The 26,942-nt window shown below is 66.1% G+C and carries 30 protein-coding genes; 11 read left to right on the forward strand and 19 right to left on the reverse strand.

Features of this window, described 5'->3' with window-relative positions:
- Positions 1–67 precede the first annotated feature (67 nt).
- Entirely contained in the window at positions 68–1,588 is a 1,521-nt protein-coding gene (locus AC5FRW_RS10645) for a carboxypeptidase M32 (protein WP_493568431.1), read from the reverse strand.
- 193 nt (positions 1,589–1,781) lie between these two features.
- On the opposite strand from AC5FRW_RS10645, the gene AC5FRW_RS10650 reads away from it, so the two are divergent.
- The 3 genes from AC5FRW_RS10650 to AC5FRW_RS10660 all read left to right on the forward strand — a co-directional run bounded on the left by AC5FRW_RS10650 (position 1,782) and on the right by AC5FRW_RS10660 (position 4,824).
- On the forward strand, positions 1,782–3,548 hold the full coding sequence (locus AC5FRW_RS10650; protein WP_493568432.1) for a PAS domain-containing protein: 1,767 nt from the start codon (positions 1,782–1,784) through the stop codon (positions 3,546–3,548).
- A gap of 31 nt (positions 3,549–3,579) precedes the next feature.
- A complete protein-coding gene (locus AC5FRW_RS10655) occupies positions 3,580–4,341 on the forward strand; it encodes a response regulator receiver protein (RefSeq protein WP_493568433.1) in 762 nt (253 codons plus the stop codon).
- Positions 4,342–4,434: 93 nt separating this feature from the next.
- Positions 4,435–4,824, forward strand: coding sequence for a RidA family protein (locus AC5FRW_RS10660; protein WP_493568434.1), 390 nt, complete (start codon positions 4,435–4,437; stop codon positions 4,822–4,824).
- Here AC5FRW_RS10660 and AC5FRW_RS10665 read toward each other — a convergent pair.
- Positions 4,814–5,950 carry a M20 family metallopeptidase gene (locus AC5FRW_RS10665; protein WP_493568435.1) on the reverse strand — a complete coding sequence of 379 codons (1,137 nt, stop codon included), beginning with the start codon at positions 5,948–5,950 and terminating at the stop codon, positions 4,814–4,816. The two genes, AC5FRW_RS10660 and AC5FRW_RS10665, sit on opposite strands and share 11 nt — an antisense overlap.
- Before the next feature lie 451 nt (positions 5,951–6,401).
- On the opposite strand from AC5FRW_RS10665, the gene AC5FRW_RS10670 reads away from it, so the two are divergent.
- Positions 6,402–7,412, forward strand: a complete 1,011-nt coding sequence (locus AC5FRW_RS10670; protein WP_493568436.1) for a DUF368 domain-containing protein — start codon at positions 6,402–6,404, stop codon at positions 7,410–7,412.
- A gap of 123 nt (positions 7,413–7,535) precedes the next feature.
- A complete protein-coding gene (locus AC5FRW_RS10675) occupies positions 7,536–7,667 on the forward strand; it encodes a hypothetical protein (RefSeq protein ID WP_493568437.1) in 132 nt (43 codons plus the stop codon).
- A 121-nt stretch (positions 7,668–7,788) separates the two neighbouring features.
- Here the strand turns inward: AC5FRW_RS10675 and AC5FRW_RS10680 are convergent, their stop codons facing one another.
- The 17 genes from AC5FRW_RS10680 to AC5FRW_RS10760 form a co-directional block, all read right to left on the reverse strand.
- A complete protein-coding gene (locus tag AC5FRW_RS10680; RefSeq protein ID WP_493568438.1) occupies positions 7,789–8,478 on the reverse strand; it encodes an urease accessory protein UreF in 690 nt (229 codons plus the stop codon).
- Complete coding sequence (locus tag AC5FRW_RS10685; RefSeq protein ID WP_493568439.1) at positions 8,475–9,083, reverse strand: urease accessory protein UreE; 609 nt, start codon at positions 9,081–9,083, stop codon at positions 8,475–8,477. Before AC5FRW_RS10685 ends, AC5FRW_RS10680 begins: the two co-directional genes overlap by 4 nt.
- Positions 9,083–10,051, reverse strand: a complete 969-nt coding sequence (locus tag AC5FRW_RS10690; RefSeq protein WP_493568440.1) for an urease accessory protein UreD — start codon at positions 10,049–10,051, stop codon at positions 9,083–9,085. Before AC5FRW_RS10690 ends, AC5FRW_RS10685 begins: the two co-directional genes overlap by 1 nt.
- Positions 10,052–10,675 (reverse strand): urease accessory protein UreG, encoded by a 624-nt coding sequence (gene ureG, locus AC5FRW_RS10695; protein WP_493568441.1) that lies wholly within the window; start codon positions 10,673–10,675, stop codon positions 10,052–10,054. It abuts the gene before it with no gap.
- The gene (locus AC5FRW_RS10700; protein ID WP_493568442.1) at positions 10,672–11,100 is read right to left on the reverse strand and encodes an urease subunit gamma; all 429 of its coding nucleotides are present in this window, start codon (positions 11,098–11,100) and stop codon (positions 10,672–10,674) included. Before AC5FRW_RS10700 ends, ureG begins: the two co-directional genes overlap by 4 nt.
- 19 nt (positions 11,101–11,119) lie before the next feature.
- Positions 11,120–12,826 carry an urease subunit alpha gene (ureC, locus tag AC5FRW_RS10705; RefSeq protein ID WP_493568443.1) on the reverse strand — a complete coding sequence of 569 codons (1,707 nt, stop codon included), beginning with the start codon at positions 12,824–12,826 and terminating at the stop codon, positions 11,120–11,122.
- On the reverse strand, positions 12,823–13,236 hold the full coding sequence (locus tag AC5FRW_RS10710) for an urease subunit beta (protein ID WP_493568444.1): 414 nt from the start codon (positions 13,234–13,236) through the stop codon (positions 12,823–12,825). The genes ureC and AC5FRW_RS10710 overlap by 4 nt, the downstream gene beginning before the upstream one ends.
- Positions 13,237–13,460: 224 nt before the next feature.
- Positions 13,461–14,741: an MFS transporter gene (locus AC5FRW_RS10715; protein ID WP_493568445.1), complete on the reverse strand. Its 1,281-nt coding sequence runs from the start codon at positions 14,739–14,741 to the stop codon at positions 13,461–13,463.
- Positions 14,741–15,136 (reverse strand): PIN domain-containing protein, encoded by a 396-nt coding sequence (locus AC5FRW_RS10720; RefSeq protein WP_493568446.1) that lies wholly within the window; start codon positions 15,134–15,136, stop codon positions 14,741–14,743. Before AC5FRW_RS10720 ends, AC5FRW_RS10715 begins: the two co-directional genes overlap by 1 nt.
- Entirely contained in the window at positions 15,133–15,366 is a 234-nt protein-coding gene (locus AC5FRW_RS10725) for a hypothetical protein (protein ID WP_493568447.1), read from the reverse strand. The genes AC5FRW_RS10720 and AC5FRW_RS10725 overlap by 4 nt, the downstream gene beginning before the upstream one ends.
- 49 nt (positions 15,367–15,415) lie before the next feature.
- A complete protein-coding gene (gene ggt / locus AC5FRW_RS10730) occupies positions 15,416–17,017 on the reverse strand; it encodes a gamma-glutamyltransferase (protein WP_493568448.1) in 1,602 nt (533 codons plus the stop codon).
- A gap of 52 nt (positions 17,018–17,069) precedes the next feature.
- Positions 17,070–17,834: a geranylgeranylglyceryl/heptaprenylglyceryl phosphate synthase gene (locus AC5FRW_RS10735; protein WP_493568449.1), complete on the reverse strand. Its 765-nt coding sequence runs from the start codon at positions 17,832–17,834 to the stop codon at positions 17,070–17,072.
- Between the two features lie 99 nt (positions 17,835–17,933).
- Entirely contained in the window at positions 17,934–18,302 is a 369-nt protein-coding gene (locus tag AC5FRW_RS10740; protein ID WP_493568450.1) for a VOC family protein, read from the reverse strand.
- 64 nt (positions 18,303–18,366) lie between these two features.
- Positions 18,367–19,200 carry an energy-coupling factor ABC transporter ATP-binding protein gene (locus AC5FRW_RS10745; RefSeq protein ID WP_493568451.1) on the reverse strand — a complete coding sequence of 278 codons (834 nt, stop codon included), beginning with the start codon at positions 19,198–19,200 and terminating at the stop codon, positions 18,367–18,369.
- On the reverse strand, positions 19,197–20,012 hold the full coding sequence (gene cbiQ, locus AC5FRW_RS10750) for a cobalt ECF transporter T component CbiQ (protein WP_493568452.1): 816 nt from the start codon (positions 20,010–20,012) through the stop codon (positions 19,197–19,199). Before cbiQ ends, AC5FRW_RS10745 begins: the two co-directional genes overlap by 4 nt.
- The gene (locus AC5FRW_RS10755; RefSeq protein ID WP_493568453.1) at positions 20,012–20,329 is read right to left on the reverse strand and encodes a PDGLE domain-containing protein; all 318 of its coding nucleotides are present in this window, start codon (positions 20,327–20,329) and stop codon (positions 20,012–20,014) included. The genes cbiQ and AC5FRW_RS10755 overlap by 1 nt, the downstream gene beginning before the upstream one ends.
- Positions 20,326–20,967, reverse strand: a complete 642-nt coding sequence (locus tag AC5FRW_RS10760) for an energy-coupling factor ABC transporter permease (RefSeq protein ID WP_493568454.1) — start codon at positions 20,965–20,967, stop codon at positions 20,326–20,328. The genes AC5FRW_RS10755 and AC5FRW_RS10760 overlap by 4 nt, the downstream gene beginning before the upstream one ends.
- Positions 20,968–21,080: 113 nt before the next feature.
- Here AC5FRW_RS10760 and nikR point away from each other — a divergent pair, with 113 nt between their 5' ends.
- From nikR to AC5FRW_RS10790, 6 genes are all read left to right on the forward strand, one after another.
- Positions 21,081–21,494: a nickel-responsive transcriptional regulator NikR gene (nikR, locus tag AC5FRW_RS10765; protein WP_493568455.1), complete on the forward strand. Its 414-nt coding sequence runs from the start codon at positions 21,081–21,083 to the stop codon at positions 21,492–21,494.
- 323 nt (positions 21,495–21,817) lie between these two features.
- Positions 21,818–23,161, forward strand: a complete 1,344-nt coding sequence (locus AC5FRW_RS10770) for an urea ABC transporter substrate-binding protein (RefSeq protein WP_493568456.1) — start codon at positions 21,818–21,820, stop codon at positions 23,159–23,161.
- Positions 23,162–23,257: 96 nt separating this feature from the next.
- Entirely contained in the window at positions 23,258–24,259 is a 1,002-nt protein-coding gene (gene urtB, locus AC5FRW_RS10775; RefSeq protein ID WP_493568457.1) for an urea ABC transporter, permease protein UrtB, read from the forward strand.
- The gene (locus AC5FRW_RS10780; RefSeq protein WP_493568458.1) at positions 24,260–25,423 is read left to right on the forward strand and encodes an ABC transporter permease subunit; all 1,164 of its coding nucleotides are present in this window, start codon (positions 24,260–24,262) and stop codon (positions 25,421–25,423) included.
- Complete coding sequence (locus tag AC5FRW_RS10785) at positions 25,420–26,229, forward strand: ABC transporter ATP-binding protein (RefSeq protein ID WP_493568459.1); 810 nt, start codon at positions 25,420–25,422, stop codon at positions 26,227–26,229. The genes AC5FRW_RS10780 and AC5FRW_RS10785 overlap by 4 nt, the downstream gene beginning before the upstream one ends.
- Positions 26,226–26,927: an ABC transporter ATP-binding protein gene (locus AC5FRW_RS10790; protein WP_493568460.1), complete on the forward strand. Its 702-nt coding sequence runs from the start codon at positions 26,226–26,228 to the stop codon at positions 26,925–26,927. Before AC5FRW_RS10785 ends, AC5FRW_RS10790 begins: the two co-directional genes overlap by 4 nt.
- Positions 26,928–26,942 lie beyond the last annotated feature (15 nt).

Here is a 26,942-nt window from a genome sequence, read left to right on the forward strand (position 1 = left end):
ACAGCAACTCTGACCAGATGACAGAAAAATTGCCGGCCAAACAGTATCAAGTATGATACCGTTCCAGTCAACAGTCGTATAGTTCTCGGTACTTCGCGTCGGCGTAGTCGAGGAAGTAGTCGGCGGTGAACGATTCGCCGGTCGCTTCCTCGATGAGGTCGTCCGTCTCGTAGCGCGCACCGTGGCCGTGGACGTTGTCGGTGAGCCACGTATGCAGCGCGTCGAAGTCGCCCGCACGAAGTTGCTCGTCCAGCGATCCCAGATCCGCCTCGGCGGCGGCGTAAAGCTGGGCAGCCAGCACCGACCCCAGCGAATAGGTCGGGAAGTAGCCAAAGGAGCCGTGACACCAGTGGATGTCCTGCAGGCACCCCTCCGCGTCGGTATCCGGGCGAACACCGAGATACTCTTCCATCTTGTCGTTCCAGACCTGCGGGACCTCGCTCACGTCGAGGTCACCGTGGATCAGGTCCCGCTCGATCTCGAAACGGAGGACGATGTGCATGTGGTAAGTGAGTTCGTCGGCCTCGACGCGGATCAGGTTCTCCGGGTGGACGGTGTTTGCGGCCTCGTAGAACTCCTGTGGGGTGCCGGAGACGCCCAGACCATCCTCGACCGTCGACGTGAATCCCTCCCAGAACGGCAGCGAGCGCCCGACGTGGTTCTCCCACAGTCGGGACTGGGATTCGTGGACCGAGAGGTCACGGGACTCGCCCAGTGGCGTGCCGTAGTGCTCGTCGGGCAGCCCCAGCGTGTAGGTCGCGTGGCCGAACTCGTGAATCGTCGATCCCAGCGCGCCCAGCGGGTCCTCGGGGTCGAAGCGCGTCGTCACGCGGGCGTCGAACTGGGTCCCCGTCGAGAAGGGATGGGGCGCGGTGTCGAGGCGGCCCCGATCCCAGTCGTAGCCCAGATAGTCCAGTGCCGACCGCACCAGATCCTCCTGTGCGTCGTCGTCGTAGCTGCCCCCCGCGAAGGGATCGGCCAGTTCGGCATCGCTGTCCTTGATGTCCTCGATCAGCGGGACGAGGTGGTCCCGCAGATTCTCCAGTGCCTCCTCGGCAGTGTCGAGACCGAGATACGGCTCGTACTCCTCGAACAGCACTTCGTAGGGGTCCCGGTCGGGATCGATCGCTGCGGCGTACTCGCGTTTGAGTTCGATCAGTTCTTCGAGGGTGTCGGCGAAGGCGTCGAAGTCGTCCTCGGCCTTGGCCTCCTTCCACACGGGGAGGGCGTTCGAGGTGGCCTCGGAGATGCGCTGGACGAGGTCGCTGGGCACCTTCACCGCGCGGTCGTGCTTGCGGCGGACCTCCCGAACGACGGCCGCTTGCTCGGGACCGAGGTCAGACCCTTCGAGTTCGTCGAGCCACTCGGCCACGTCGTCGTCGGTCAGCAGGTCGTGGGACAGCGTCGATAGCGCCGCCGACTGCTTCGAGCGGGCCGGCGTCCCTTCGTCGGGCATCATCACTTCCTGATCCCACTGGAGGACGCCGGCGGCGTCACCGACGTAGTTCAGCTGCTCGATGTGGGCCACGAACTGCTCGTACGTGCTGGATGTCTCCGTATCGGACTCAGGGTCGGCTTCGGTTGCCATACACTCGCATAACGACGGCGACCCTATAGACCCGACGCTCCCGGCCATCTTTTTTCCGCAGTTGTCCCGCTCGAACTGGTCGCGACGCCGGTGATCACCGCGTCCGTGGGACAGCCGTCGCGACGTACGGAGGGGGCCAACGAGCGACGCCGCGGGAGTCAAGGTTATATGTTGATATGTACTGTATACAAATATGTTACCATTTGTCACAGGCCCATCTCACCTCCTCTACGTCGGCGAGGACGAGGCGCTCGTTCGGGAGGCGAGCGCGACACTCACCGCCACTGACCACGAGGTATCGGTCACGACCGTCGGAGACAGCGAGACCGCGAAAGAGCGACTGGCCGAGGATGGGATCGACTGCCTCGTGATCGAGGGCGACCGCCCTGCAGGAATCGAACTCCTCGAAGCGTGCAGTGACGACAATCCAGAGATCGCCTGTCTCGCGCTGTGTGACACGGACGAACAGGTAAACGAGGCGCTGTCCGCGGGCGCGAGTGACGTGTTCGTCCGTCGAAACGCGGTCGACGGCCCGACACTGCTGGCACGGCGACTCGAAGCGCTGGTGGCCCGCGCCGACCGGGCCACGGCAGCGACCGACCAGCTACGACGGGAACAGGAGTTCAACGACCTGTTGCTGGATACACTCGACGACGTGTTCTACCTGATCGACCCGGCGGGGCGGCTCGAACGCTGGAACGAACAGTTACGAACGGTCACGGGCTACTCGGACGCGGAACTCGACGGGATGGACCCACTGACGTTCTTCGAGGGCGAGGATCGAGCGCGAGTCGACGACGCGATGACCGAGACACTGGAAACCGGGAGCGCAAGCGTCGCGGTCGACTTCGTCACCAAAACGGGCGATGCGATCCCCTACGAGTTCACCGGCGCAAAATTGACTGACGAGGACGGAGAGCTTCGAGGGATCGTCGGAATCGGACGAGACGTGTCCGAACGCCGCGAACTCGAACAGGAGATCCGCCGGAAAGCGAGTTTGCTGGAACACATCTTCCATCAGGTGCCGACGGCGCTGTACGTCAAAGACACCGAGGGCCGCCACGTCCGAATGAGCGAGCACCACGAGGATCCGGAGAGTACGCTGGGCAAGACCGACCCGGAGGTCTATGGCGATAGCGAGTACGCACGGAAGACGCTCGAAGACGACCTCCGGGTCGTCGAAGAGGGCGAGCGGATCATCAATCAAGAAGAGTACAATCCCCGGACCGGAGAGTGGACGCTGACCTCCAAGGTCCCCTGGCGCGACGACGACGGCAACGTCCAAGGGCTGATCGGCGTCTCACGGCTCATCACCGAGAAAAAAGAGTACCAGCGAGACCTCAGACTTCGCAATCGGGCGATGGAGGAAGCGCCGGTCGGAATCACGCTCCACGACGCCACCGGTGAAGAGCCACGGATCGTCTACGCCAACGAGAGCTTCGAATCGGTGACCGGCTACGACGAGGCGACCCTGCAGGGCGATCGGCTCACGCTGCTTGCAGGGGCGGAGACGGAGCCGGCGCGCTTCGAGACGCTGGAGACGGCGTTCGCTGACGGCGAGGCGACATCGGTCCTCGCACTGCTGTACCGGGCCGACGGGACGCCGTTCTGGGGCCGAATCAGTACCGCACCCGTCACCGACGATGGCGGCGAGCTGACGCACTTCGTCGGCTTCCTGCAAGACGTGACAGAAACCAAGAAACACGCCGAAGAGATCGAGCGTCGACTCGACGAGTTCGGCGAATTGATCGCACAGGAGCTTCGGGTCCCGTTACAGGAGGCCGAGACGGCCGTCGAAACGCTTCGGGAAAACGGGTCCGAAGAGGGCGTCGAGCACGCCATCGAGTCGCTCCAGCACGTCGACAAGCTGATCGACGATCTGGCGACGGTTCACTCCTTCTCGGTCAAATCCCGGGCCGTGTTCGAGAGTGCCCACTCGGAGACAGGAGCGGACGAATGACGCGGTGGTCGCCGCGGGACTGATCCAAACGATGCATTTCCCGGCCAACAACGTCGTCGTGTTCGAGGAAAACCGAACGCGCGGAGAGCTGTACGCGCTTTGGCTCGACGAGTACGACGTAACAGTGGCCGCGACCAGACAGGAGGCCGACGCAGCCCTCGACGGGTCGGTCGTGGTGGCCGTGCTCGAACAGGCGTTCGCGGACGGGGAGGCGTCGACGCTACTGGAGATCATCCGTTCGCGGGCACCGCTTTGTCGAGTCGTCGCGACCCGCGAGCGGTCGGCTGCCTTCCCCGATCTGGCCGTCGACCATCAGTTGATCAAGCCGGTGTTCGAGGAGGACCTGCACGACCTCGTCGAGACGCTGCTGTACCGCGCGAACTACCACCTCGCACTGGGGCGGTACTATCAGACGAACGTCGATCTCTCGTCGTTCGAGATCCACGACGGCGGTCCGACGACCGAGGAGGACGACTACGAACTGCTCAAAGAGCGGGCCTCGAAGCTGCAAGCGCTCATCGCACGCCTCACCCGGGAGATGAGCGAAGAGGACATTCTGGCGGTCAAACGTGACATCGTCTTCGACCACGATGTCGCGGTGGACGACGGCGCAGAGAAGCTCGACAGCAAGTACCGACCGGACAGCTGTTCGAGCTGCGGACAGAGCTGGGACGTGTCCGCCGGCAGTGACCCGCCGGTGACCCAGCTCGGAGCGTACGTCTGGCGCTGTCTCGAATGTGGGCACGTCCAGATGGCAGCCGACCCGAGCCACCAACACGTCAACAGGTGGTGACACGGCCCGGTCTCACAGCGTCGTCGCACCGAACGGCCCGGCAACGCCGACGGCAGCGAAAGAGACACCAGAGCAGCGACTGACCGGGGAAACATGGAGCGCCAGCGCGTCACCAGTGGAACGGAGTGGGAGAACGAGGTCGGCTATTCACGAGCGGTTCGAATCGGCGACCGGATCGAAGTATCGGGCACGACGGCGACCGACGAAGATGGCGGGATCGTCGGTGCCGGCGACGCGTACGCACAGACCGCACGAGCCATCGAGAACATCGAACGCGCGCTCGAACGGGTGGACGCCGGCCTCGGCGACGTAATCCGCACGCGCATCTTCGTCACCGACATCGACCACTACGACGCCGTCGGGCGCGCCCACAGCGAGGCCTTCGACGACGTGCGACCAGCGACGAGCATGTACGAGATCGAACGGCTCGTCGATCCCGACCTGCTAGTCGAGGTCGAAGCCAGCGCCGTTCTCACAGAATAGCGGGACCGAACTGCCGAGCGACGCCCCGATAGATCTGCTCACACCGCTCCAGCACGGCGATCGACACCGATTCGTCGGCGGTGTGGGCCTCACCCGGTTCTGCCGCCCCAACGACGACACAGTCTGTGTCTGCGCCCGCGAGATTCCCCGCGTCGGTCGCGTGGGGCTTGATCACGTGCTCGGGGTCGCCGTCCTGTCCGTCACTGGCGGCGTCGAGCACGAGATCGGCGAACGCTTCGTCGTCACAGGCCATCGGCGAGAGGTCCTGATCGACAGTCCACGCGACGCCGTCGATGGCTTCGACCTGCTCCAGCGGTGCGCGCTCGCCCGGCACGGTACGCTCGTCGACAGTGACGGTACAGGCGTCGGGGATGACGTTCCACGCGGTACCGCCCTCGATCTCGGTGACCGCGACGCTGCCTTCGATCTCGTGGCCCAACACCGTCGTCGAGGGGAAATCGAGGTCCCGGACCACGTCGACCGCATCACTGGCCCGGTAGACGGCGTTCTCGCCAGCCGCGACCTCGCTGGCGTGGGCAGCCGTACCACTGGCTTCGATAGTGCTGCCCCGCCGGCCCTTGTGGGCGACGGCCACGTCCGTAACTCCCGCGGCGGAGTAGCCCGTCGACCCCTCGCCGACGATGGCGTAGTCGGGCGCGAAGCCGTCCGCCACGGCCGCTTGGGAACCGAGACAGCCCTCCTCTTCGGCGACAAAGGAGACGAAGACGAGTTCACAGTCGAGGTCGGTAGTGTCGACCGACGCGAACGCCAGCATCGCCGCGGCGACGCAGCCCTTCATATCGGCGGTCCCGCGACCGTAGAGGCGACCGTCGCGTTCGTCGATGCTGTAGTCGCCGTCGTCTCGGACCTGCGAGTCGTCCGGCGAGACCACGTCGTGGTGGCCCGCGAGTGCGAGCGACGGTCCACCCGCGCCGTCGCGGGCCACGGCGTCGACGCCCGGATCGACGCTCGGACCCTTGCGCGCGAAGACGTTGCCGTGCTCGTCGCGCAGGACGGCGCTGTCGGTGTGTTCGCGGAGCCACGACTCGACGAAGTCGCCCGCGGCGGTCTCGTCCTCGTGGCTCGGGATCGCCACGAGGTCGCGGGTCAGATCGGCGACGTGCATACCGATAGCCGGAGTGGATCGCACAAAAACCCACGCCGACGAAACCCTGCTGTGGTCAGATAAACGATTGCCAGTAACGCACCGAAGACACCGAAAGCCCTCGGCACGCTCCGGGATTCTGGGGCAGATATCCTCACTTCGTTCGGATAGTGCCGCCCCAGAATCCCGGAGCGAGCCTCGCCCTTACATCCGCCAGGACATACTCTGTTCGACCGTCCACGATCCTGGCGGATGAAAGGGCGAGCGACGCTCGATCCCTCCTGGGCGACGAAAGCACCTACGGCGCGCAGCGAGCCCCGGAGCGGTCGAGCGTCGCGAGGGCTTTCGGTGTTTCAGTTTGGACGCTAGCGAACGCTCATTTGGACAGTCCCGCCACGATACAGTCGACCGCCAGACCGTTCGGGACCCGACTCCACAAGAGCCATTGTGCGCATGGGCCAAGAAGCAGCCAATGACGACATCGTCGAGTCAGGCGACGGAGGACTCCTCGATCTTCAGTTCGGTGCCGCCGATCCGACTGTGGCTCAAGACGTTCCTCATCGGTCTGTGTATGGGTTCTGCGGACGCCGTGCCCGGTGTCTCGGGCGGGACGATCGCACTGATCACGGGCATCTACGAACGGCTCATCGCGGCGATCACGGCGGTGACGCCCGAGCGTGGGATCGAGTTCCTGCGAGCGCTCGCGCCGATCGACGGCCGGCCGTCGCCCCGGGCGGCCATCGCCGTGTTGGAGGAAGTCGACGTGTGGTTCCTGTTGCCACTGGTCGGTGGAATCGCCATTGCGGTCGTCCTCGTGACCCGGATCGTCCACGTCGCCAACAAGGAAGCACCGATCCTCCTCTATGGCGTCTTCTTCGGTCTGATCGCCGCCTCGGCGATCATCCTCCTGCGAGAACTCAGCATCGACACGGCGTTCGAGGCGAGCGCGGCAGTCGTGGGCTTCGTCGTCGCGTTCTTGCTGTCAGGCCACAACGAATTTCTGGACGGCGGGGGCTTGCTCGTCGTCTTCGTCGCCGGTGCGGTCGCCGTCAGTGCGATGATCCTGCCGGGCATCTCTGGATCGCTCTTGCTCGTTATTCTGGGCCAGTACGCACGGATGTCCGACACGCTGAGTTTCTTCATCGACGACCTGCTGGCGCTGGCGAGTGGCGGATCACTCTCGGCAGTGATCGAGACCGGCACCGTCGTCGTCACGTTCATACTCGGCGGACTCGTGGGACTGTTCACCATCTCGCGGGTGATCCGCCGGGCGCTCACGGCGAATCGACAGGCGACCTTTGCCTTCCTCGTCGCGCTGGTCGTCGGCGCGCTCCGGGCACCGATCACCGAACTCACCGTCGAGCGCGGCCTCGCCTGGACGACCCCGAACGTCGGGACGTTCGCCGTCGCCGCGGCCGTCGGCGCGGTCGTCGTCCTCCTGCTCGACTGGTACGCCGTCGATCTCGACCTCGACGCCGCATGAGAACGACAGGCGCCACATTATACACCCTATAACCGATCGTAGGCACTGTTTTCCACACAGTATCAACACGTATGTCGAGAATCGTTCGGAAAAGTTAAGACAATAGCAGTCAAGGAATTTCCCATGGACGATCGATTCACATATCGTGACATCCGTGCGATGGAGAGCCACTACTGCCGCGAGAACGACAACATCGTCGGCTTCTTCGGTGGAACTGACGAAGACGAGTGTCGATCGTCCAATTCTGACGAGTAGCACCTTCCGTACTCCGCTCGCCTGCGTGGAGATCTGAGCGCTGGCGAGGACCTCGCTCACTCGCGGGTCGCTGCCCTCCTCGCTCGTGTGTTCGGAGATTCCTCCCAGCGGTCGGAATCTCCTAACTCACAAACAACCGCCGATCGGCCCGCTCGTGGTGGGCCGACGCCACGTCGATCAGCGGCGCGAACGGCGTCATCGCGTCGAGCGAGCGGCCGGCGCTCTCGTCGACGGCCGCGACCATCACCGGGCGCAGTTCGTCGAGCACTCGCTGGACGGCCGTCGACCCGAGTCGGAGGAGGCGCTGGGCGGCCCCGAGCATCGCCGAGACGAACTCGTGACACGCCAGCAGGCAGGCCTCCCGCACTGGGACGCTCTCGCGGCCGGCGACGGCACCGAGGACGACTGGATAGTTCGCGTCGGCGTCACCGTCCGCGACCGCGCCAGCGTAGTCGTCCAGCAGGTCGTCCGAGCGCAGGTCTCGCTGGAGGCGGAGGAGTCGCTCGCCCGTCCGCTGGGCGCTCTCGCGGAACTCCGCGGAGAGGGTCACGGCAGTGAGTCGCTGGTCGGCGTCGAGGACACCTGCGAGATCGTGTGCACGTGCACTCTCGTGTGCGCCCCGCAGCGCCACCAGTTCACCCGGCCCGAGTTGCTGGCGGAGGTAGGTCTCCAACAGCGCCTGCAGGTCGTCGATGTCCGCGACCCGGTCGCTGGCGACGAACTGTTCGAGACCGTACGAGACGCTGTCGGTGCCCACCGGCAGGGCAGTGTCGGCGAGGCGGAGGGCCGCGAGCGCCGCGTCGTCGCTCACGAGTCGCCCTCCGGATCGATCTCGCGGACCCCGTGCGTTCCGCCGGCGTGGCCGTGCGAGTGCGTGTGGCCGTCGCTGCCGTGCGAGTGCGTGTGGCCGTCGCTGCCGTGCGAGTGGGAGTTGTCGTGGTCGCCGCCGTCGTCGAACAGCGCCGGCGACACGTCGTCCGTGGTGATCGTCGCGCCGTCGGGGAGGTGCGGTCGAATCTCCTCGGCCATCCGGTCGCGTTGCGCTGCGAGCGGGAGATAGGCGCGCTCGCCCTCGACGGCGAGGTCCCAGTGGCGGTTCCCGGCGGCGTGGCCCAGTTCGAGCGCGGCCAGTGTCGTCGCCGTCGATCCCGCGACGCCAGTGAAGTCGATCACTAGCGCCTCGGTCGATGCGAGCGAGACCACGACGCAGGTACCGGCGGCGTCGAGCACGTCGCCGTCGCGGAGGTCGCGGGCGACGACGATTCCCAGATCGGTCCCGTCGGCGGCCGTCGTCCGCACGCGCGAGCGGCGGCGTTCTGTGTCGTCGACGGTGACGGAGAGCGCAGCGCCGTCTGCGAGTCGTGCGGCGATGTCGGCGTCATCGCGGTGGCCGAGATAGCTATCCGCGACGAGCATCAGTTCTTGCGCACCTCCGGGGCAGGCACGTCGAGGAGTGCCCGACGGCCCTCGTCCCAGGCATCGTAGAGCGCGCTCGTCACGGGTTCGCTCTCGTGGCCGAGCGCGCGGACGACGACGCCCGCGCCGTGAGGGAGCGCTGTCGCCCCGGTCTCGGCGGTGGCGTCGGCGAGTCGCTCGTGGATCGCGTCGGCGAGGGTGGCGATGTCGTCGTCGCACTCGTCTGTCGCGAGGACGAACAGCGTGCCGTAGACGGCGAACTCGCCGAGCACGCCCGCGGCGGTGGGGTCGCCGTCGGCCGGGTCGAGGTGGGTCGCGTCGGCGGCCAGCAATCTGCCGTCGCCGTCCCGAACGTCGACCCGGGAGACGAACCGCTCGAAGTCGAAGTACTCGCCGCGAGCGAGTCTGCCGGGAACGACCACGTCGCCGACGACGGCCGTCGCGCCCGGCGCGAGGTCGACAGTCACGTCCTGACAGAAGCGCGCGTCGGGGTGGAGGATCGTCGGATCGGGGACGTAGTCGAGGTGGCCGCCCGACTGGACCGACAGCGACACGTCGCTGGCCCCGTAGTTGCGTTCCATCGAGAGCACCTTCGTCGCGCTCTGGGTCGTGACGTGGGCGACGGCATCGGGACCCACGTCGATCAGTATGGTGTGGCGGTCGCCCTGCGCGATGCCGCCCGTCGGCGACTGGACGTACACCGTCGTCGCCGCCGGATGGGGGTCGTGGTCGAGCGTCCCACTGAGGTGGAAGGGGACGCGGGCGAGGTCGCGGACGAGGTCCGTCGTGCCGTCGCTGTTGGGCGCGAAAGCGAGTTCAAGTCGACCCTCCTTGCCCGGGGAGCCGACCGCCGCCTGCGGGACAGATTCGGTGGCGTAACTCTCGAACGCCGGGTGGGGTGCGCTGTCGGAATCGGTCGACTGCGGAGGATCAGGGGACGGTGTCGGGTCGGGCGCGTCGGCGGCCATCTACGCGAACAGCACCCCCTCGCTGACGTGCTCCAGCACCTCGTCGACGCCCTCGCTCGCTTTGCAGTTGGTAAAGACGTAGGGACCGTCGCGGACCTCGCGGGCGTCGGCCTCCATCACCGCCAGATTCGCGCCGACGTGTTCCGCGAGGTCTGTCTTGTTGACGACGAGCAGGTCGCACTCGACGACGCCCGGCCCGCGCTTTCTGGGGATGTCCTCGCCCTCGGCGACACTGATCACGTACAGCGAGTAGTCGGCGAGTTCGGGGTTGAAGGTAGCGGCGAGGTTGTCGCCGCCGCTCTCGACGATGACGAGGTCGAGGTCGGGATGTGCGTCGACGAACGCGTCGATCTGCGAGAGGTTCATCGACGGATCCTCGCGGATGCCGGTGTGGGGACACGCGCCGGTCTCGACGCCGGCGACGAGGTCCTCGGGGACGACGCCCGCGAATCGCTCGCGCAGCACCTCGGCGTCCTCCTGCGTGAGGATGTCGTTGGCGATGACGCCCACATCCAGCCCGCGGTCGACGAGTCTTGGGACGAGTTCCGTGACGAGCGAGGTCTTGCCCGAACCGACGGGACCGCCGATGCCGACCGTCGCAACGTCTCGATGTGTGAGGCTCACGACTCGCCTGCCCCCTCGTCGTCTTCGACATCATCGGTCGATCCGCCGTCCGCAGCAGCGTCGTCAGCCGATCCGCCGTCCGCAGCAGCGTCGTCGACGGCCTCCGCGCCGCCGACGCTGTCCGTTCGGATCGGGTCGTGGACCGTCACCAGTTTCGTCCCGTCGGGAAAGGTCGGTTCGACCTGGATCATGTCGACCATCTCCGGGACGCCCGCCATCACGTCCTCGCGACCCAGTAGCTGGGTCGCCTCGGCGCGGATCTCGGCCACGTCCCACCCGTCGCGGGCGCGTTCGAAACACCAGTCGGAGATGTACGCGACGGATTCGGGGTGGTTCAGCGCGACGCCGCGCTCCTTGCGGCGTCGAGCGAGTTCTGCGGCCTGAAATATCGTGAGTCGTTCTTCTTCTTTTGGTGTCAGATTCATCGTTGATCGTTCGTCTCGATTAGAGCATGTACCGCTGGGCCAGCCCCAGTTCCTCGCTCGGTTCGCAGGTGACGACCTCGCCGTCGACCCGGACCGCGAAGGTCTCGGGATCGATCTCGATGTCGTCGGGGCAGTAGGTGTTGTTCACCATGTCGGCCTTGCCGACGGTACGCGCACCGCGGACGGGCACGACCTCGGTGTCGAGGTCGTAGGCCGATCCGACGCCCGCTTCGGCGGCCGCGGGGCTGACGAACGTCAGTGAGTTCGCAGTTTTGGCCGACCCCATCGCACCCGCTCGGGGGCGCTGTTTCATCGGTTCGCAGGTCATCAGCGAGCCGTTGGCCTCGCCCATCTCGGAGTAGGCCGGGAAGCCGCCTTTGAACGTCACGGCGGGCTTGATGCCGAAGAAGGCGGGGTCCCACATGACGAAGTCGGCCAGCTTGCCCGGCTCCAGCGTGCCAACGTAGTCGTCGATCCCCGCCGAGATAGCCGGATTGACGGTGTACTTGGCGACGTAGCGTTTGATCCGGTGGTTGTCCGCCCCCGTTCCGTCGTCCTCGGCGAGCGGACCGCGCTGTTTCTTCATCTTATCGGCGGTCTGCCAGGTGCGACAGATCAGTTCGGCCATCCGACCCATCGCCTGCGAATCGGTGGTCATCATCGAGATGGCTCCTTCGTCGTGGAGCACGTCCTCGGCGGCGATGGTCTCGGCGCGAATGCGCGATTCGGCGAAGGCTACGTCCTCCGGTACGTCGGGGTTGAGGTGGTGACAGACCATCACCATGTCCAGATGCTCGTCGAAGGTGTTGACCGTGTAGGGCATCGACGGATTCGTCGAGGACGGCAGGACGTTCGGGTCGCCGACGGCAGCCATGATGTCGGGCGCGTGGCCTCCGCCAGCGCCCTCGATGTGGAACAGGTGGATCGTCCGGCCGTCGATCGCGTTCTGGGTGTTTTCGAGAAACCCCGTCTCGTTGAGCGTGTCCGTGTGGATACAGACCTGCACGTCCGCCTCGTCGGCCACGGAGAGGGCGGTGTCGATCACTTCCGGGGACGAACCCCAGTCCTCGTGGAGCTTCAGCCCGCAGGCCCCGGCAACGAGTTGCTCCCGGAGCGGCCCCGGTTCCGAGGCGTTGCCCTTGGCGTAGAACCCGACGTTGACCGGCCACTCCTCGGCTGCCCGCAGGAAGTTCTCGATGTTACGCGGGCCGGGCGTGCAGGTCGTCGCGCCGCCGCCATAGCCCCCACCCAGCATCGTCGTGATCCCCGAGGCCAGCGCGTGCTCGACCAGCTGGCCGGAGTTGAAGTGGACGTGGATGTCCAGCCCGCCGGGAGTGACGATCTTCCCCTCGGCGGGGTAGGCGTCGGTGCCGGGACCGACGACCATGTCGACGCCGTCCATCGTATCGGGGTTGCCGGCCTTGCCGATCCCGGCGATCTCGCCGTCTGTGACGCCGATGTCGGCGGCGACGATTCCCAGTTTCGGGTCGACGATGGTCGCGTTCGTGATCACCCAGTCCAGCGCGCCCTCCTCGTTGGTGACGCCGGGGGCCTGTCCCATCCCGTCGCGCAGGGTCTTGCCCCCACCGAAGACCGCTTCGTCCCCCGGTGTACGCAGGTCGTCTTCGACTTCGAGGAAGAGATCGGTGTCGCCGAGTCTGAGTTTATCGCCCTCGGTGGGGCCGTACAGTTCGGCGTAGTCAGAGCGGTCGATCTCCCGGGTCACTGCCCGGCCTCCGAGTCATCTCGCCCGTCTTCGGCGTCACTGACCGCGAAGCCCGCCGCCTCGGCTCGCGCCGTCGCCTCGTCGGCCCCGTCCTCGACGGAGCCGTTGGTCAGTCCGTTCATGCCCCAGACCCGGCGTTTCCCGCCGATCCCGACCAGTTCGACCGTCTTCGCGTCGCCGGGTTCGAACCGCACTGCCGTCCCTGCGGGGACGTTCAGCCGCATCCCGAACGCAGCGTCACGGTCGAACGCGAGCGCGGCGTTGACCTCGAAGAAGTGGAAGTGCGACCCGATCTGGACCGGTCGATCGCCCGTGTTGCGCACCGTCACACTGGCGGTTTCGCGACCCTCGTTGAGTGTCACCGTCCCGTCGCCGGCCCGGAGTTCACCCGGGACGAGATCGTCGGTCACGACGATCGGCTCCCGAGAGTGGGCACTCGTTTCGTTCTACCGCCTGTAACTACCGCTTTGTGGTTCATCTGGGCCAGAGTTGCGACCTACCGGATAAATAGCTACCGCTCAGTGGAAATTTTGTCGGCCAATCTTCGAGAAGGTGGACGTTCGTCCAGTGTTCGGACAGTGCGTCGGGGAGAACGGATCGAACGCGGACGAAATCGGTCCGCGAGTGACTGGAGTTACGATCTGACCGTTCCGACACGCGAGAGCACCAGCGCCAGTCCGGCACCCAGCGCCGGGAACGCCGCCAGCGCGAGGAAGGTGCCGTCGGTGCCGACGGCGGACAGCAGGATGCCCGCCACGGCCGCCCCCGCCGCGCCGACGCCGAAGTTCGCCAGATAGGTGTAGCCATAGGAGAGACCGCGGTCGTCGGGTGGGCTGTACTCGGCGATAGTCGCCTGATAGAGGGGCTGGATCGCAAAGAGCAGGAAACCGAGCAGTGCGCTGACCGCGAGCAACGGGCCGAGACCGGCCTGTGCGGCCGGGACGAACAGCACCGCGACGACGGCGAGTCCGGCGAAAACGGAGAGCAAGCCCGTCGTCACCGGAATCCGGTCGGTGAGTTTCCCGCCGACGTACTGCCCGCCGATGCCGACGGTCAGCAGGCCAGCGTAGACGTAGGACGCGAGGTCGAACTGCTGGGCCATCGGGCTGCCGGGTTCGAAGAGTGTCACGTAGTCGGTGATCGGCGGGAGGAACTGCCCGAGCACGTCCGGCAGGAAGGTCAACACGCCACGGTAGAACAGCCCGTTCATCAGGACGACACAGATCGCCAGCGCGAAGCCGGCGGTGAAGAGCCTCCGTGAATCGACGAAGAAGGCCCGCAACGACGCCAGCAGGCCCGAATTACTGTCGGAAAGGTCGTCGTCCAGCTCCTCGCGCTCGCCCCCGTCAGTACTGACGGCGGCCATCTCGTCGAACTCCGCAGTGACCGCGTAGAGGACGGCCAGCCCAGCCGGGACGACGAGGAGCCACGCGACGGTCTGCCAGTCGAACGCCAGCAACAGGAGTGCCGTCACGAGTGGGCCGAAGGCGATGCCAACGTTGCCGGCCATCCCGTGGTAGGCAAAGCCAGTCCCGCGCTCGTCGACGCCCGTCGAGAGCAGGGAGAGACCAGCCGGATGGTAGACGCTGGCGGCGACGCCCCACAGCCCCAGCGCGACGGCGATGGTCGGGACCCCCGGCGCGAACCCGAGCAAGGCAAAGGAGCCACCCATCCCGAGCAGGCAGGCGATCACGAGCGTCTTTGCCCCGAGACGATCCGCGAGCACGCCACCGGGCAGCGCGCCGATGCCGAACAGCGCGTAGCCGACGGCGACGACGCTCCCGAGCGTGGCCGTCGTCACCGGGAACTGCTGGAGCCAGATCACGACGAAGATGGGGATCGATAGCTCGTAGGTGTGGACCGTCGCATGAGCTAACATTGCGAAGGCGACGATCGAACGGTCGTTGTCGTTCATCAGTACGTCTCGACCGGAACGCCGAGTGTCTCGAAGTCGCCCGGATTCGCCGTGAGGATCGGTTCGTCGAGGACATCGGCGACCGCACCGATGTAGGCATCGTTCGTCTCGACACCGCTGTTCCCGCCGGCTTCGCGGTCGGCTTCGGCGAGCAACTGGCTCGCCGCCCGAGCGATCTCTTCGTCGACATCGACTCGTGGATAGCCCAGGAGCGCGTTCTGGACTGCGCGTCGCTCTTCGTCACTTGCGGTGTAGGCGACCCCGTAGTAGACTTCGGCAACGACCGGCGTCGGGAGCCACTGGACTTCGCTGCTGTCGGTTAGTTCCGTTCCCCTGTCGATGGCTGTTCGGTCACCGTCCATCAGGTCGAACACGTACGACGAATCGAGGATCACTCGTCGAATGCCTCCCGCGCACGTTCGAGTCGCTCCTCGTCACGCCCACCGAATCGTTCCACAGCGGCTCGTGCTTCCTCGACTTGCTCCGACGAGAGAATGCCTGCGAGCGCGGCTGGATCTGGCTCACGAGTCAGTCGGCGCAACGTCTCGAACATCGTCTCGTCGTCCCGATTGTGCGCTTTGACCCACGTGTGGTACTCGTCGGGCACCCGGATCATCTTGCTCATATTGTAAATCCAGATTTACAGGCTCAAAAGGGTTGCTGCTGTCCGCCGTTCAGAACCCCACCGCGCTCCCGTCCTTTCGTGGCTCGGTCGCCGCCGAGAGCGTCCCGTCTGGCTCTCGTCGGACGATCTGTGCACCGCCGAACTGCCGGGCCGGCAGGACGCCCACGTCGTGGTCCTTCCGGGAGAGTGCCCCACCCATCGACCCGGCCAGTCGCTCTTCCAGCGCGAGGCGACCGTCCTCCATGTAGCGCCAGCGCGGCGCGTCGAGGGCGCGCTGTAGCGGCATGTCGTAGTCCAGCAGATTCGACAGGACCTGCACGTGGCCCTGTGGCTGCATGTACCCGCCCATGACGCCGAAGGCGGCCCAGTCGTCCTCGTCGAGTTCCACGAGGCCGGGAATCAGCGTGTGGAAGGGCTTCTTGCCCGGTTCGAGCGTGTTCGGGTGGTCGGGATCGAGCGAGAAGGATGCCCCCCGGTTCTGCAGGACGATGCCCGTGTCCGGGACGACGACGCCGCTGCCGAAGCCGTTGTACAGCGAATTGATGAAGGAGACGACGTTGCCCGCCTCGTCCGCGACCGTCAGCAGGACGGTGTCGCTGTCCTCGTCGGGCAGACCCGGCCCACCGACCGAGACATCGCCCGCCGTGGGACCGACAGTCGACGCGCGCTCCTCGGCGTAGGCAGTGTCGTGCAGGTCGGGCACGGACTCGAAATCGGGGTCCGTGATGTAGTGGTGGCCGTCGTGGAACGCGCGTTTCATCGCCTCGGCGAAGTAGTGGACTCGCTCTGGCGTGTCGTAGTCGTAGAACCCCGCATCGAGTCGCTCGGCGACGTTGAGCGCCTCCAGCGCGATCAGGCCCTGATTGTTCGGCGGGAGTTCGTAGACGGTCGCGCCCCGATAGGTCGTCGAGACGGGATCGACGACATCCGGCGTGAAACCGTCGAGGTCGTCGGCCCTCAGCAAGCCGCCCTCGTCCTGCACGGCCGCACCGATCTGCTCGGCGATGGCACCCTCGTAGAACGCCTCGGTACCTTCCTCGGCGACAGTCTCGAAGGTCTCGCCCAGATCGGGCAGCGTGACGGTCTGGCCCACCTCGGGGGCCTCGCCGCCGGGCAGGTACGCCTCGCGGCCGGCGTCGCTCGTGAAGCGCTCGGCACACACGGCCCACGCATCGGCGATGATCTCACTGACCGGGTACCCCTCGGTCGCGTACTCGATGGCGGGACCGAGCACGTCGGCGAAGGGCAGGCGACCGTGTTCCTCGACGGTGTGCTCCCACCCTCTGGCTGCGCCCGGCACCGTGATCGCCAGCGGGCCGAAGTCGGGCATCCCGGTCTCGTCGTCATCGAGGCGGTCCCGGACGGTCTCGCGTGTGGCGGCCTGTGGTGCGCCGCCACAGCTTCGCAGCGCGCCCACCTCGTCGTCGGCCGTCCGATACAGCGCGAAGGCGTCCCCACCGATGCCGGTGCTCATCGGCTCGACGACGTTCAGCGCCGCCGCCGTGGCGACGGCCGCATCGAAGGCGTTGCCACCGTCGCGAAGGATCTGGACGCCCGCCTGCGCTGCGAGTGGCTGGCTCGTCGCGACGACGCCCCGCTTCGCGTACACTGTGGATCGGCGCGAGTCGAACCGGTCGAGGTCTGGTTCCATACCGGCAGGTGGGAAGAGACGGGCAAAAGCGTTGGTGGACAGGGAGAGTGCTCTATGCGGGAATCGTCGCCCGGAACTGCTCGGGGTCGTCGTGGAAGCAGTCACCGACGACGATGGCGTCCGCGCCAGCATCGAGAATCTCGCTGGCGCGGCGAGCGCTGTCGATCCCGCCACCGTAGACCAGCGTCGCGTCGTCGAGGTGTGTCGCGGCAGCCTCGACTTCGGCAGGACCGCCGTAGGTCCCGGAGTACTCCAGATAGAAGATGGGGAAGCCGTAGAACGCCTCCGTCGCCATCGCAGCGCCGGCGACCTGCTCGGTCGTGAAGGTCTCCTCGACACCGGAGACGTGGGCGGCCTTCGAATCGAGGTTCTGGATCACGTACCCCTCGCCGACGATCTTGTCGGCCATCTTCGCGACCGCGTCCAGCCCCTTCGATGCGATGATGTCGCCCAGAACCGGCAGTCCCGTGCCGAACAGTTCTTCGGGCTTGTTTCCGACTTCGGTGAACAGGTCGACGTGCTTGCCGACGAAGTGTTCGCGGTCGCCGTTGTACACCGCCGGGATCGCCAGTCGGTCCGCGGCCTCGATGGTGTCGGTCGAGACGTGATCGGAGCTGTAGGGTTCCTGCAGGACCGGCAGGGCCGGGAAGCGATCGGTGATCCGTTCGACGACCGAAAGCGTATTTTCGGCCGTAACGCCGTCCGAACCGCCGACGATGACGGCGTCGGTCCGCCCGAGCGGGTCGATGTCGGCCGGCAGTTCCTTGGCCGGGTCGACTTTGGTGACGTGCGTGATCTCGGTCCAGTCCAGTTCCATACCGGCCGCTCCGGGGGATCGAAGGTAGGTTTTTCTATCGACCGGGTATCACTGGAAGGAGCTGTCGGCGGCGATCGAACCGTCGACCGGCCCTCCCAGTCATCCCCCGTCGGAGGTGACCGGTGGCGTCTGGTGCTGAAACGTCTGGACTTCGAGCGTTCGGCCGTCGGGGTCCTCGGCGAAGAACTGGTAGATGTCGAAGGCGTCGTTCGTCTCCGGCGGGCCACGAGCCACGTCAGCGAGGTCGACATACAGGTCGTCGACGGCGGCTTCGTCGTCGAGGACGACGGTAACGATCCCGTCGGTCTCTGTCTCCGGGGCGTCACAGAAGCCGACGAGGAGGTTGTCGTAGCTGAGGATGGTACAGCCGCCTTCCTGTTCGAGCCACACGTCGAAGCCGAGCCGGTCGGTATAAAAGTCGAGGACAGTCGCCCGGTTCGCCGTCCGAAAGAACACGATGCCCGTCATGCCGTGACCGAGCGCCGCAAGCCACCTGAGCGTGTCGGCTCTCCGGCTTCGCCAGTCGGTCGTGTCAGTCCCGTCCCAGCCACTCGACGGCCTCGTCGACGGTGACGGGTACGTCCTCGACGCCCGCCCGCTCGAAGATGTCGACGACGGTCGGCGGTGCGAGGCCGGCGTCCCGGAGCCGTTCGGTGTCGGTCAGGATCGCACGGGTCGATCCGGTAGCGCGGACACGACCGTCGCGGCCGAGCAGCACGACCCGGTCGGCGACCGACGCCACGAGGTCGGTGTCGGGCGTCGCAGTGACGACAGTCACACCGTCGGCGGCGAGGTCGTCGAGGAGCGCCAGCAGCTCGCCCTCGTTGTCGCCGTCGACGTTGGAGAGGGGTTCGTCGAGCAAGAGAACGTCCGGGTCGACCGAGAGGACGCTGGCGATGGCGGCCCGGCGCTGCTCGCCGCCGCTGAGGCGGAACGGCGGGCGATCCAGCAGGTGCGTAAGACCGAAGCGCTTGGCGAGTTCGGCGACGCGCTCGTCGGCCTCGGACTGGGGAATATCGAGCTGTGAGGGACCGTACTCGATGTCCTCGCGCACCGTGGGGTTGAACAGGTACTCGCCGGGGTCCTGTGTGAGGACGCCGAGGCGGTCCCGGACGGCGTCGGCCGACTGCTCGTCACCGAAGTAGCGAACGGTCCCGGCGTCGGGGTCGAGCAGACCACCGAGCAAGAGCAGCAGCGTCGACTTGCCCGCGCCGTTGGGACCGAGCAACGCGACGCGTTCGCCGGCCTCGATGCTGAGGTCGACACCGTCGACGGCGGTCGCGCCGTCGCGGTAGCGGTAGGTCAGTCCCTCGGCGTCGATGACCGACGGGGCTGGGCCAGGAGCGGTGGAGGCGTCGTCGGTCACGCGACGATCACCCGGGCTGTGACGACGGCGACGATAGCGAGTGCGAAGGCGGCGTCGGCGAAACCGAGCGACGCCGACCGGTCGTAGGGCGTCATCCGGGTGCCGCCGCGAGCGCGGGCGGCCCGCTGGACGCGCTCGCCCCGTTCGAGCGAACGCAGCAGGAAGGTGCCCAGAAAGGAGCCGGTGGCACGCCAAGCGTCCCCGAGCGACTGGCGGCCGAACGTCCGACTCCGGCGGGCGTGGGTCATCCGCTCTAGCTCCCTGAAGAAGAGCAGCAGCGAGCGGTAGGTGATCGCCAGTAGCGTGATCGCGAGCGAGGGGACCCGGAGCCGGCGGAGTGCAGCCAGCAGCGCCGAGAAGCGCGTCGTCAGCAAGAGCACCGACAGCAGGGCGACGCAGGTGCCCACGCGGACGACGAACGCGGCGACGTAGGTCAGTCCGGGTTCGGTAAGCGCGAGCGGGCCAGCGACCGGAACCGTGCCCAGCGAGAGGGCGGCGGGACCGGGCTGGAGGAACGCCTGCGGTGCGACGACGACGGTCGCAGCGCCGACGGGGAGGGCGACGCGCGTTCCGAGCACCTTCAGTGGGAGCCGAGAGGAGAGTGCGAAGGCGAGCGGGACGACCGCCAGTCCACAGAGGACGGCGAGGTCGTCGGTCGCGACGGCGGTCACGAGGACGGCGACGGTGCCCAGCAGCTTCACGGCGGGATCGACGGCCTGCAGGAAGCCGTCGCGCTCCGGGGTACGGGTCGACAGCAGGAACGACTGGGCCTGGCCGGAGACCTCGGCGACGGTGCGGTCCAGTACTTCCATCACTCGGCGAGCAGGCGGGCCATCGCCACCACGACGACGAGCGTCAGGGCAGTGCCGACGACACCGGAGAGGAGCGTCCCGACGAACGGATCGATGCCGGGGAGGGTGTAGTCGGGCAGGAGACCGGCGTTGTAGGTCACCGCGTGGGCCGGCGCGCCGGTGTGCTCGGCGGCGTTTTCGAGCGGTTCGGCGTAGCTGACCTGTCCGGCCGCCCAGGCAAACAGCGGCGAGAGCGCGACCAGCACGGCGACGGCAGCCAGCCCGCGACGTGCCCACTGGCTGTGCCAGGCGTCGCTCACCGCACTCGATACGCTCATGCGCTCACCTCCAGATCGGGCGTCGTCGGGAAGAGGTCGGGTCGGGCGTCGGCGACGTAGCGGTAGACGACCGCCGTGATGCCGCCTTCGATCAGGCCGAGCACGAGGTGGCCCACGCCCATGATCGACAGCGTCGTCAGGAGTTCGTAGGCGAAGGCCTCGGAGAGACCGAGCTGGAGACCCGCGGTGAGCGCGCCGGCGGTGATCCCGAGCCAGCCAGCGACAAAGGCCGCCGCGAACTCGTTGTGGTCGGCCAGCAGCCGATAGATGGCGTAGCCGACGTACACCTCGACGACGGCCATGTTGAAGACGTTCGCACCGAGGACGACCAGCCCACCGTCGCCGAACACGAGCGCCTGAATCGTCACGACCGTCGCAACACAGAGCGCGCCCAGATGCGGGCCGAGCAGGATGGCAGCGAAGGCCCCGCCGACGAAGTGCGCGCTCGTCCCGCCGGGGATCGGCCAGTTCAGCATCTGGGCAGCGAACAGGCCGGCTGCGACGATGCCAAGTACCGGTGCGCGTGCGTCCGTCAGTTCGCCGTCTGCCCGTCGTGCAGCGACGGCGAGCGTTCCGAGCGACAGCAACCCACAGGCCACAGCGACCCACAGATCGAGATAGCCGTCTGGAATGTGCATACCAACGGATTCCGGTGTGGCAGAATAATACTTTTGCTTCCTACAGTATTATCCAATCGCCGGAGAACCGCGAGTGGAACACCCTCTTACCGGCCGGCGTCGTAGCCCGCACCATGAGCAACGATCTGGACCGAATCAGCCTGACGCTCCCGCCGGAGATGACAACGCATCTCGACGACATCGTCGACGACTGGGAGTACGCCAGCCGCTCGGAGGCGATCAGGGACGCGCTACGGGACTTCTTCGGGGCCTACGAGTGGGAGACGGCCGACGAGTCGGTCCATCACGGCACCGTCGTCGTCGTCCACGACCACCACGTCGACGGCATCGCCGACGACCTCCAGTCGATCCAACACGAGATGGCCGACCTCATCACGTCAGTCCAGCACATCCATCTCTCACACGACACCTGCATGGAGACGCTGGTCGTCGAGGGACCGGGCACTTCGATCACCGAACTGGCGAACCAGTTGCGCGCGCTCGGTGGCGTCAATCAGGTCAAAGTCGTCACCGTCGGCGGCGAGTAACACGAATCAGCGGGACCGTCTCGACCACCCGGACTGTCTTCTGCAGCGACGGTTTTCTGTTATTAGAAACATACCACTCATTCCCAATCGTAAAGCCACATTATCCACCAGAGTTGTACAGAATGTGGATGTCCTAATACACGTGGGAAGATACTTGGACATCTATAAGACCCGATTGCAAACCCTTATTTACTATCTCGAAAATCCAAGGAACGGTAACATATGATGGACGAATGTCTGACTTCAGTTCGCAATTATGGTGGAAAACGTGGTAGGAGTGGCTTCGAGATTGAGGAATGTTGTATATTTGTGGAGGATACCAAATGAGTCCCGAGCGGTCTGTCAGCCGCCGTGGGTTCCTCGGTGCCAGCGGGACGGCACTCGTTGCGGGTCTGGCCGGCTGTTCGCAGAGTGGCGGCAGCAGCGACGGTAGCAGCGACGCCAGCAGTGACGGCGCGACGACCGACACCGCCAGCAGCGCCGAGACGGTCAAGATCGGCGTGCTCGAAGACCAGTCCGGGAACTTCGCACTCGTCGGCGACCCCAAGTACAAGGCGTCGATGCTCGCCATCGAAGAGATCAACGCGAACGGCGGGATCGACGGCAAACAGATCGAGCCGGTTACTGCCGACCCGCAGTCGGACAATCAACGCTATCAGGAACTGACCCGCGAGTACATCAACGAAGAGGAAGTCGACGTGCTGTGGGCCGGCTACTCCTCGGCGACTCGTGAGGCGATCCGACCGATCATCAACCGGAACGAACAGCTCTACTTCTACACCACCCAGTACGAGGGTGGGGTCTGTGACTGGACGACGTTCGCCTGCGGGCCGACCGCGCGCCAGCAACTCGGGTCCGTCCTGCCGTACCTCCGTGAGGAGTTCGGCCCGAAGATCTACACCATCGCCGCCGACTACAACTTCGGCCAGCTATCGGCCGACTGGGTGAAGGTGCTGGCCGACGAGAACGACGCCGAAGTCGTCGGCGAGGAGTTCATCCCGCTGTCGGAGTCGAGTTTCGGCTCGACGATCAGCCGGATTCAGGAGGCAGATCCCGACTTCGTGATGTCGATGCTGGTCGGTGCGAACCACACGGCCTTCTACGAACAGAAGGCGTCCTCCGGTCTCGACGTGCCGATCGGTACCTCGACGGCGATGGCACAGGGCTACGAGCACCGCCGGATCGACCCGCCCGCGATGGCGAACATCTACGCCGGTGTCAACTACATGGAGGAGGTCCCGACCGAGAGCAACACCGGGGATGGCGGGTTCGTCGACCGCTACTACGAGATGTATCCCGACGCCCCCTATCTCAACGAGGAGGCCGAGACCAACTACTTCACGACGTACATGTACAAGCAGGCCGTCGAGCAGGCCGGGACGCTCGAACAGCCAGAGGTCATCGAGGCACTGGAGTCCGGGATCAGTCTCGGCACCGAGCGCGCACCCGAAGCGCCCGAAGGTGGGTCGATCGAACTCGACCCGGAGACCCACCACGTCGACCACCACATGTGGGTCATGAAGGCAGACGAGCAACACAACATCGAGGCGGTCTCGGACGAGAAGATCCCCGAGCAGTTCCTCACGAACACGGTCGGCTGTGACCTGACCAGCGAAGACGAACAGACCCAGTACACCCCCGTCGACTACTTCGAGGAGGCAGAGTAACGTGACGAACGGCCTGCCGGTACCGGTCGGAACCGAATCGGAAGTCGACCCCGCGGCTGTGCGGAATCACTCCCCGCACGAGGCCCACCCGAGAGTATGATACAGGCAGCGTCTCAGGCCCGCTACGGCATCGGTGCCGTCGCGGCGGTCGTGGCACTGTTCGCCCTCGGGAGCCAGACGACGCCGAACCTGACGTTTCGGGTGTACTACGCCGTCTCGTTCGTCGTGCTGGCGGCGATCGGACTCGCGATCATCTTCGGGATCATGGGCGTCATCAACCTCGCCCACGGGGAGTTCATCCTCGTCGGCGCGTACGCGACGACGCTGTCGGCGACACAGCTCGGCCTCCCGCTCCCGATCGGGATGCTCGTCGGCGCGCTCGTGACCGCGGTCTTCGGACTGGTGGTCGAACGCGTCATCATCTCGGGGTACGTTCCCAACTGGATCGGGCAACGGACCCTCGGGCGCGACCTCATCACGCCCTTTTACGACCGGCTGGCGGACTCGATGGTCGCGACCTTCGGTCTGAGCCTGATCATGGTGCAGGGCGCGCGCATCGTCTTCGGGAACTCGATCGATCAGATCGGTGTGCCCTTCGGCTCGACGGCGGGCTATCCCGACTACCGGATCGCGCTGGTCGGGATCACCGCGGGCGTGCTGGCGCTGGTCTACGCGCTGTTCACCCAGACGACGTTCGGCACGCGCGTCCGGGCGACGATGCAGGACGAGGAGACCGCGAAGGCACTCGGGATCGACACCGAGCGCACGTACATGCTCACGTTCGCCATCGGCTCCGGCCTCGCGGGCTTTACCGGCGCGCTGTTCGCGCCGCTGCTGTCGATGCAGCCGACGCTGGGCGACCAGTTCCTCGTCGAGGCGTTCGTCGCCGTCGTCGTCGGCGGTGCCAGCGTCGTCGTCGGCACGTCGCTGTCGGGCCTGCTACTCGGTCCGATCGACGCGCTCTTTTCCGACGAGTTCGGCGAGTTCGCCGGTCGGATCGCACTGCTCGTGGCGGCGATGCTCGCACTCCGGTTCCTGCCGGGCGGGATCACCGGGCTGGTGGACCGACTGCGTGATCGACTGGAGGGGGGATCGTAGATGGCCGCGGAATCGACTGGCGGCGAGGGGACGACTTCACCGTCGGTGATTACCCGCCTGCGGGCGCGCCTCGAAGGGCCGAACACCATCGGGAACTCCCGGCGGTTCTGGATCGGGTTCGCGCTCGTCCTCGCCGGTCTCGTCGCGTTCCCGCTGGTCGGCGCGAGTACGGGGAATCAGTTCTCGCTGTTCCTGGTGCTTGGCCTGCTCGGACTCTCGCTGTCGCTCGTGTGGGGGTACGCCGGCATCCTCAGCTTCGGCCAGACCGTGTTCTTCGGGGTCGGCGCGTACACCTTCGGCGTGGTATCGATCAATTTCCCCACGCCGGCCGGCATCACGGGTGCCGTGTTCGCCGGCACGGTCGCCGGTGCCGTCGTGGCGGCCCTGCTCGGCTACTTCATGTTCTACGGCGGGGTGCGCGACGTGTACGTGACGATCATCACGCTCGTCTCGACGCTGGTGATGCTGACGTTCATGGCCCAGACCGCCGGCTCCGAGTGGACCATCGGCGAGGCTCCGCTTGGCGGCTTCAACGGGATGCCGGGGATGCCACTGCTGAATCTGGGCATCGAGGGCGTCTTGACGTTCCAGTTCGTGTTCAACGATCTCGAACTGTTCGTGCCGGTGCTGGGGACGGTCGAAGTCGACCCGTTCTACTACCTGTCGCTGGCGCTCTTGCTCGCCGCGTACCTCGGCCTGCGCGTCCTCGTCAACATGGACTTCGGGCGCGTGCTGGTCGCGATTCGAGAGGACGAAGACCGGACGATGATGTTCGGCTACGACGTCGAGCGCGCCAAGTTACTGGCGTTCACGCTCGGTGGCGCGCTGGCCGGGCTGGCGGGCGTGCTGTACGCCGCCCGGAACGTCTACATCGATCCGTCGGTGTTCGAACTGTACTTCGCGACGCTGCCGGTGGTGTGGATCAGCGTCGGCGGGCGAAAGAGCCTGCTCGGGGCGGTCGTCGCGACGATCGCAGTCGAGTACCTTCGGCTGAACATCGGCGGCGAGCTCGCACTGGTCGCGGTCGGTGCGTTGCTCCTGCTCTCGATTCTGGTGCTGCCGGGCGGTGTCGTCCCGTGGATCGACGAGAAGCTATCCAAGAGTCGCCTCGACGTGTCTGACGTCGAGAACCCGGAGACGCCGACGGAGGCAACCGAATCATGAGTGAGTCATCGAGTCCGGAGTCGCTGGGACCGAACGTCCGCCAGACCGCCGCCGAGATGGCGACTGGCGACCGAACCGACACGCTACTGCAGACCGAGGAGCTGGTCAAGACCTTCGGTGGCTTCACCGCGACCGATTCGGTCGACTTCGCCATCGACGAAGGCGAACTCCGGTGTCTGATCGGGCCGAACGGCGCAGGCAAGTCGACGCTGCTGAAACTGATCACCGGGACCCTCAGACCGACCGACGGGGCGGTCTACTACGACGGCCACGACATCACCGATCTGGAGCCAAACGAACGGGTCGATCGCGGGATCAGCATGAAGTTTCAGGTCCCGTCCGTGTACGGCGATCTGACCGTCCGAGAGAACGCTCGGCTGCCGATTCAACAGTTCGCCGACGGGGTCGAGCGCCAGCGTCTCGTTCAGGAGTCCATCGACGCGGCCGGACTCACCGGCTACGAGGAGGTCGAGGCGAGCACGCTCTCGCACGGCCAGCAACAGCAACTGGAGATCAGCATGGCCGCCTCGCTGGAACCCGATCTCCTCTTGCTCGACGAACCCGTCGCCGGCCTCTCGGTCGACGAGCGCGACGAGATCGCAGCGCGCGTCACGCGACTCAACGAGGAGGAGGGGATCGCGTTCATCGTCATCGAACACGACACGGAGTTCGTCGGCGAGATCGCAGACAAGGTGACCGTCCTGAACAAGGGCGACGTGTTCCGCGAAGGATCGATCGAGGAGATCGAGTCCGACCCGGCGGTCAAACGGATCTACCTCGGCGAAGACGACGGAGGTGACGAATGACGGTCCTCGAATTCGACGACGTGACCGTCGGCTACGACACCCCCGTGCTGCGAGAGATCGACCTCGCCGTCGAGGCGGGCGAGATCGTCGGCGTCGTCGGCAAGAACGGCGTCGGCAAGACGACGTTGATGAAGACCGCCATCGGTCTCCTCGAACCGATGTCTGGGACGATCACCTACGAGGGAACCGACATCACCGGGGCGGCGGCGGACACCCGCGCCAACGACGGGATCGGCTACATCCCACAGGGCCGGGACATCTTCCCCGACCTGACCGTCGCGGAGAACCTCCGGATGGGCGAACACATCAACAGCGCGAGCGGCGAGACGCGCTACGAGGAAGTGTACGACCTCTTCCCGGTGCTCGAAGAACGCGCCGGACAGGACGGCGGCACGCTCTCTGGCGGGCAACAGCAGATGCTCGCCATCGGCCGGGCCTTGGTGGGCGACCCCGACCTCCTCCTGCTCGACGAACCCAGCGAGGGCGTCCAGCCCTCCATCGTCGACCAGATCAGCCGCGACATGCGCCGTATCAACGACGAACTCGGGACGACCATCCTCTTCGTCGAGCAGAACCTCGGCGTCATCCGCGATATGGCCGACCGCTGCTACGCCATGGAACGGGGCGAAATCGTCGACCAGATCGCCGGCGAGGAGTTGGGCGACGAGGACGCGATCGCCAGCTATCTGGCGGTCTGATCGCTCTCGGTCGAC

It is taken from the genome of Halomicrobium sp. HArcht3-1 (genome assembly GCF_058933345.1).

Coding starts and splice junctions, on each gene's coding strand:
- AC5FRW_RS10645 (WP_493568431.1), bottom strand. CDS start 1,588: ATGGCAACCGAAGCCGACCCTGAGTCCGATACGGAGACATCCAGCACG.
- AC5FRW_RS10650 (WP_493568432.1), top strand. CDS start 1,782: ATGTTACCATTTGTCACAGGCCCATCTCACCTCCTCTACGTCGGCGAG.
- AC5FRW_RS10655 (WP_493568433.1), top strand. CDS start 3,580: ATGCATTTCCCGGCCAACAACGTCGTCGTGTTCGAGGAAAACCGAACG.
- AC5FRW_RS10660 (WP_493568434.1), top strand. CDS start 4,435: ATGGAGCGCCAGCGCGTCACCAGTGGAACGGAGTGGGAGAACGAGGTC.
- AC5FRW_RS10665 (WP_493568435.1), bottom strand. CDS start 5,950: ATGCACGTCGCCGATCTGACCCGCGACCTCGTGGCGATCCCGAGCCAC.
- AC5FRW_RS10670 (WP_493568436.1), top strand. CDS start 6,402: ATGACGACATCGTCGAGTCAGGCGACGGAGGACTCCTCGATCTTCAGT.
- AC5FRW_RS10675 (WP_493568437.1), top strand. CDS start 7,536: ATGGACGATCGATTCACATATCGTGACATCCGTGCGATGGAGAGCCAC.
- AC5FRW_RS10685 (WP_493568439.1), bottom strand. CDS start 9,083: ATGCTCGTCGCGGATAGCTATCTCGGCCACCGCGATGACGCCGACATC.
- AC5FRW_RS10690 (WP_493568440.1), bottom strand. CDS start 10,051: ATGGCCGCCGACGCGCCCGACCCGACACCGTCCCCTGATCCTCCGCAG.
- AC5FRW_RS10700 (WP_493568442.1), bottom strand. CDS start 11,100: ATGAATCTGACACCAAAAGAAGAAGAACGACTCACGATATTTCAGGCC.
- AC5FRW_RS10715 (WP_493568445.1), bottom strand. CDS start 14,741: ATGAACGACAACGACCGTTCGATCGTCGCCTTCGCAATGTTAGCTCAT.
- AC5FRW_RS10725 (WP_493568447.1), bottom strand. CDS start 15,366: ATGAGCAAGATGATCCGGGTGCCCGACGAGTACCACACGTGGGTCAAA.
- ggt (WP_493568448.1), bottom strand. CDS start 17,017: ATGGAACCAGACCTCGACCGGTTCGACTCGCGCCGATCCACAGTGTAC.
- AC5FRW_RS10735 (WP_493568449.1), bottom strand. CDS start 17,834: ATGGAACTGGACTGGACCGAGATCACGCACGTCACCAAAGTCGACCCG.
- AC5FRW_RS10740 (WP_493568450.1), bottom strand. CDS start 18,302: ATGACGGGCATCGTGTTCTTTCGGACGGCGAACCGGGCGACTGTCCTC.
- cbiQ (WP_493568452.1), bottom strand. CDS start 20,012: ATGGAAGTACTGGACCGCACCGTCGCCGAGGTCTCCGGCCAGGCCCAG.
- AC5FRW_RS10755 (WP_493568453.1), bottom strand. CDS start 20,329: ATGAGCGTATCGAGTGCGGTGAGCGACGCCTGGCACAGCCAGTGGGCA.
- AC5FRW_RS10760 (WP_493568454.1), bottom strand. CDS start 20,967: ATGCACATTCCAGACGGCTATCTCGATCTGTGGGTCGCTGTGGCCTGT.
- nikR (WP_493568455.1), top strand. CDS start 21,081: ATGAGCAACGATCTGGACCGAATCAGCCTGACGCTCCCGCCGGAGATG.
- AC5FRW_RS10770 (WP_493568456.1), top strand. CDS start 21,818: ATGAGTCCCGAGCGGTCTGTCAGCCGCCGTGGGTTCCTCGGTGCCAGC.
- urtB (WP_493568457.1), top strand. CDS start 23,258: ATGATACAGGCAGCGTCTCAGGCCCGCTACGGCATCGGTGCCGTCGCG.
- AC5FRW_RS10780 (WP_493568458.1), top strand. CDS start 24,260: ATGGCCGCGGAATCGACTGGCGGCGAGGGGACGACTTCACCGTCGGTG.
- AC5FRW_RS10785 (WP_493568459.1), top strand. CDS start 25,420: ATGAGTGAGTCATCGAGTCCGGAGTCGCTGGGACCGAACGTCCGCCAG.
- AC5FRW_RS10790 (WP_493568460.1), top strand. CDS start 26,226: ATGACGGTCCTCGAATTCGACGACGTGACCGTCGGCTACGACACCCCC.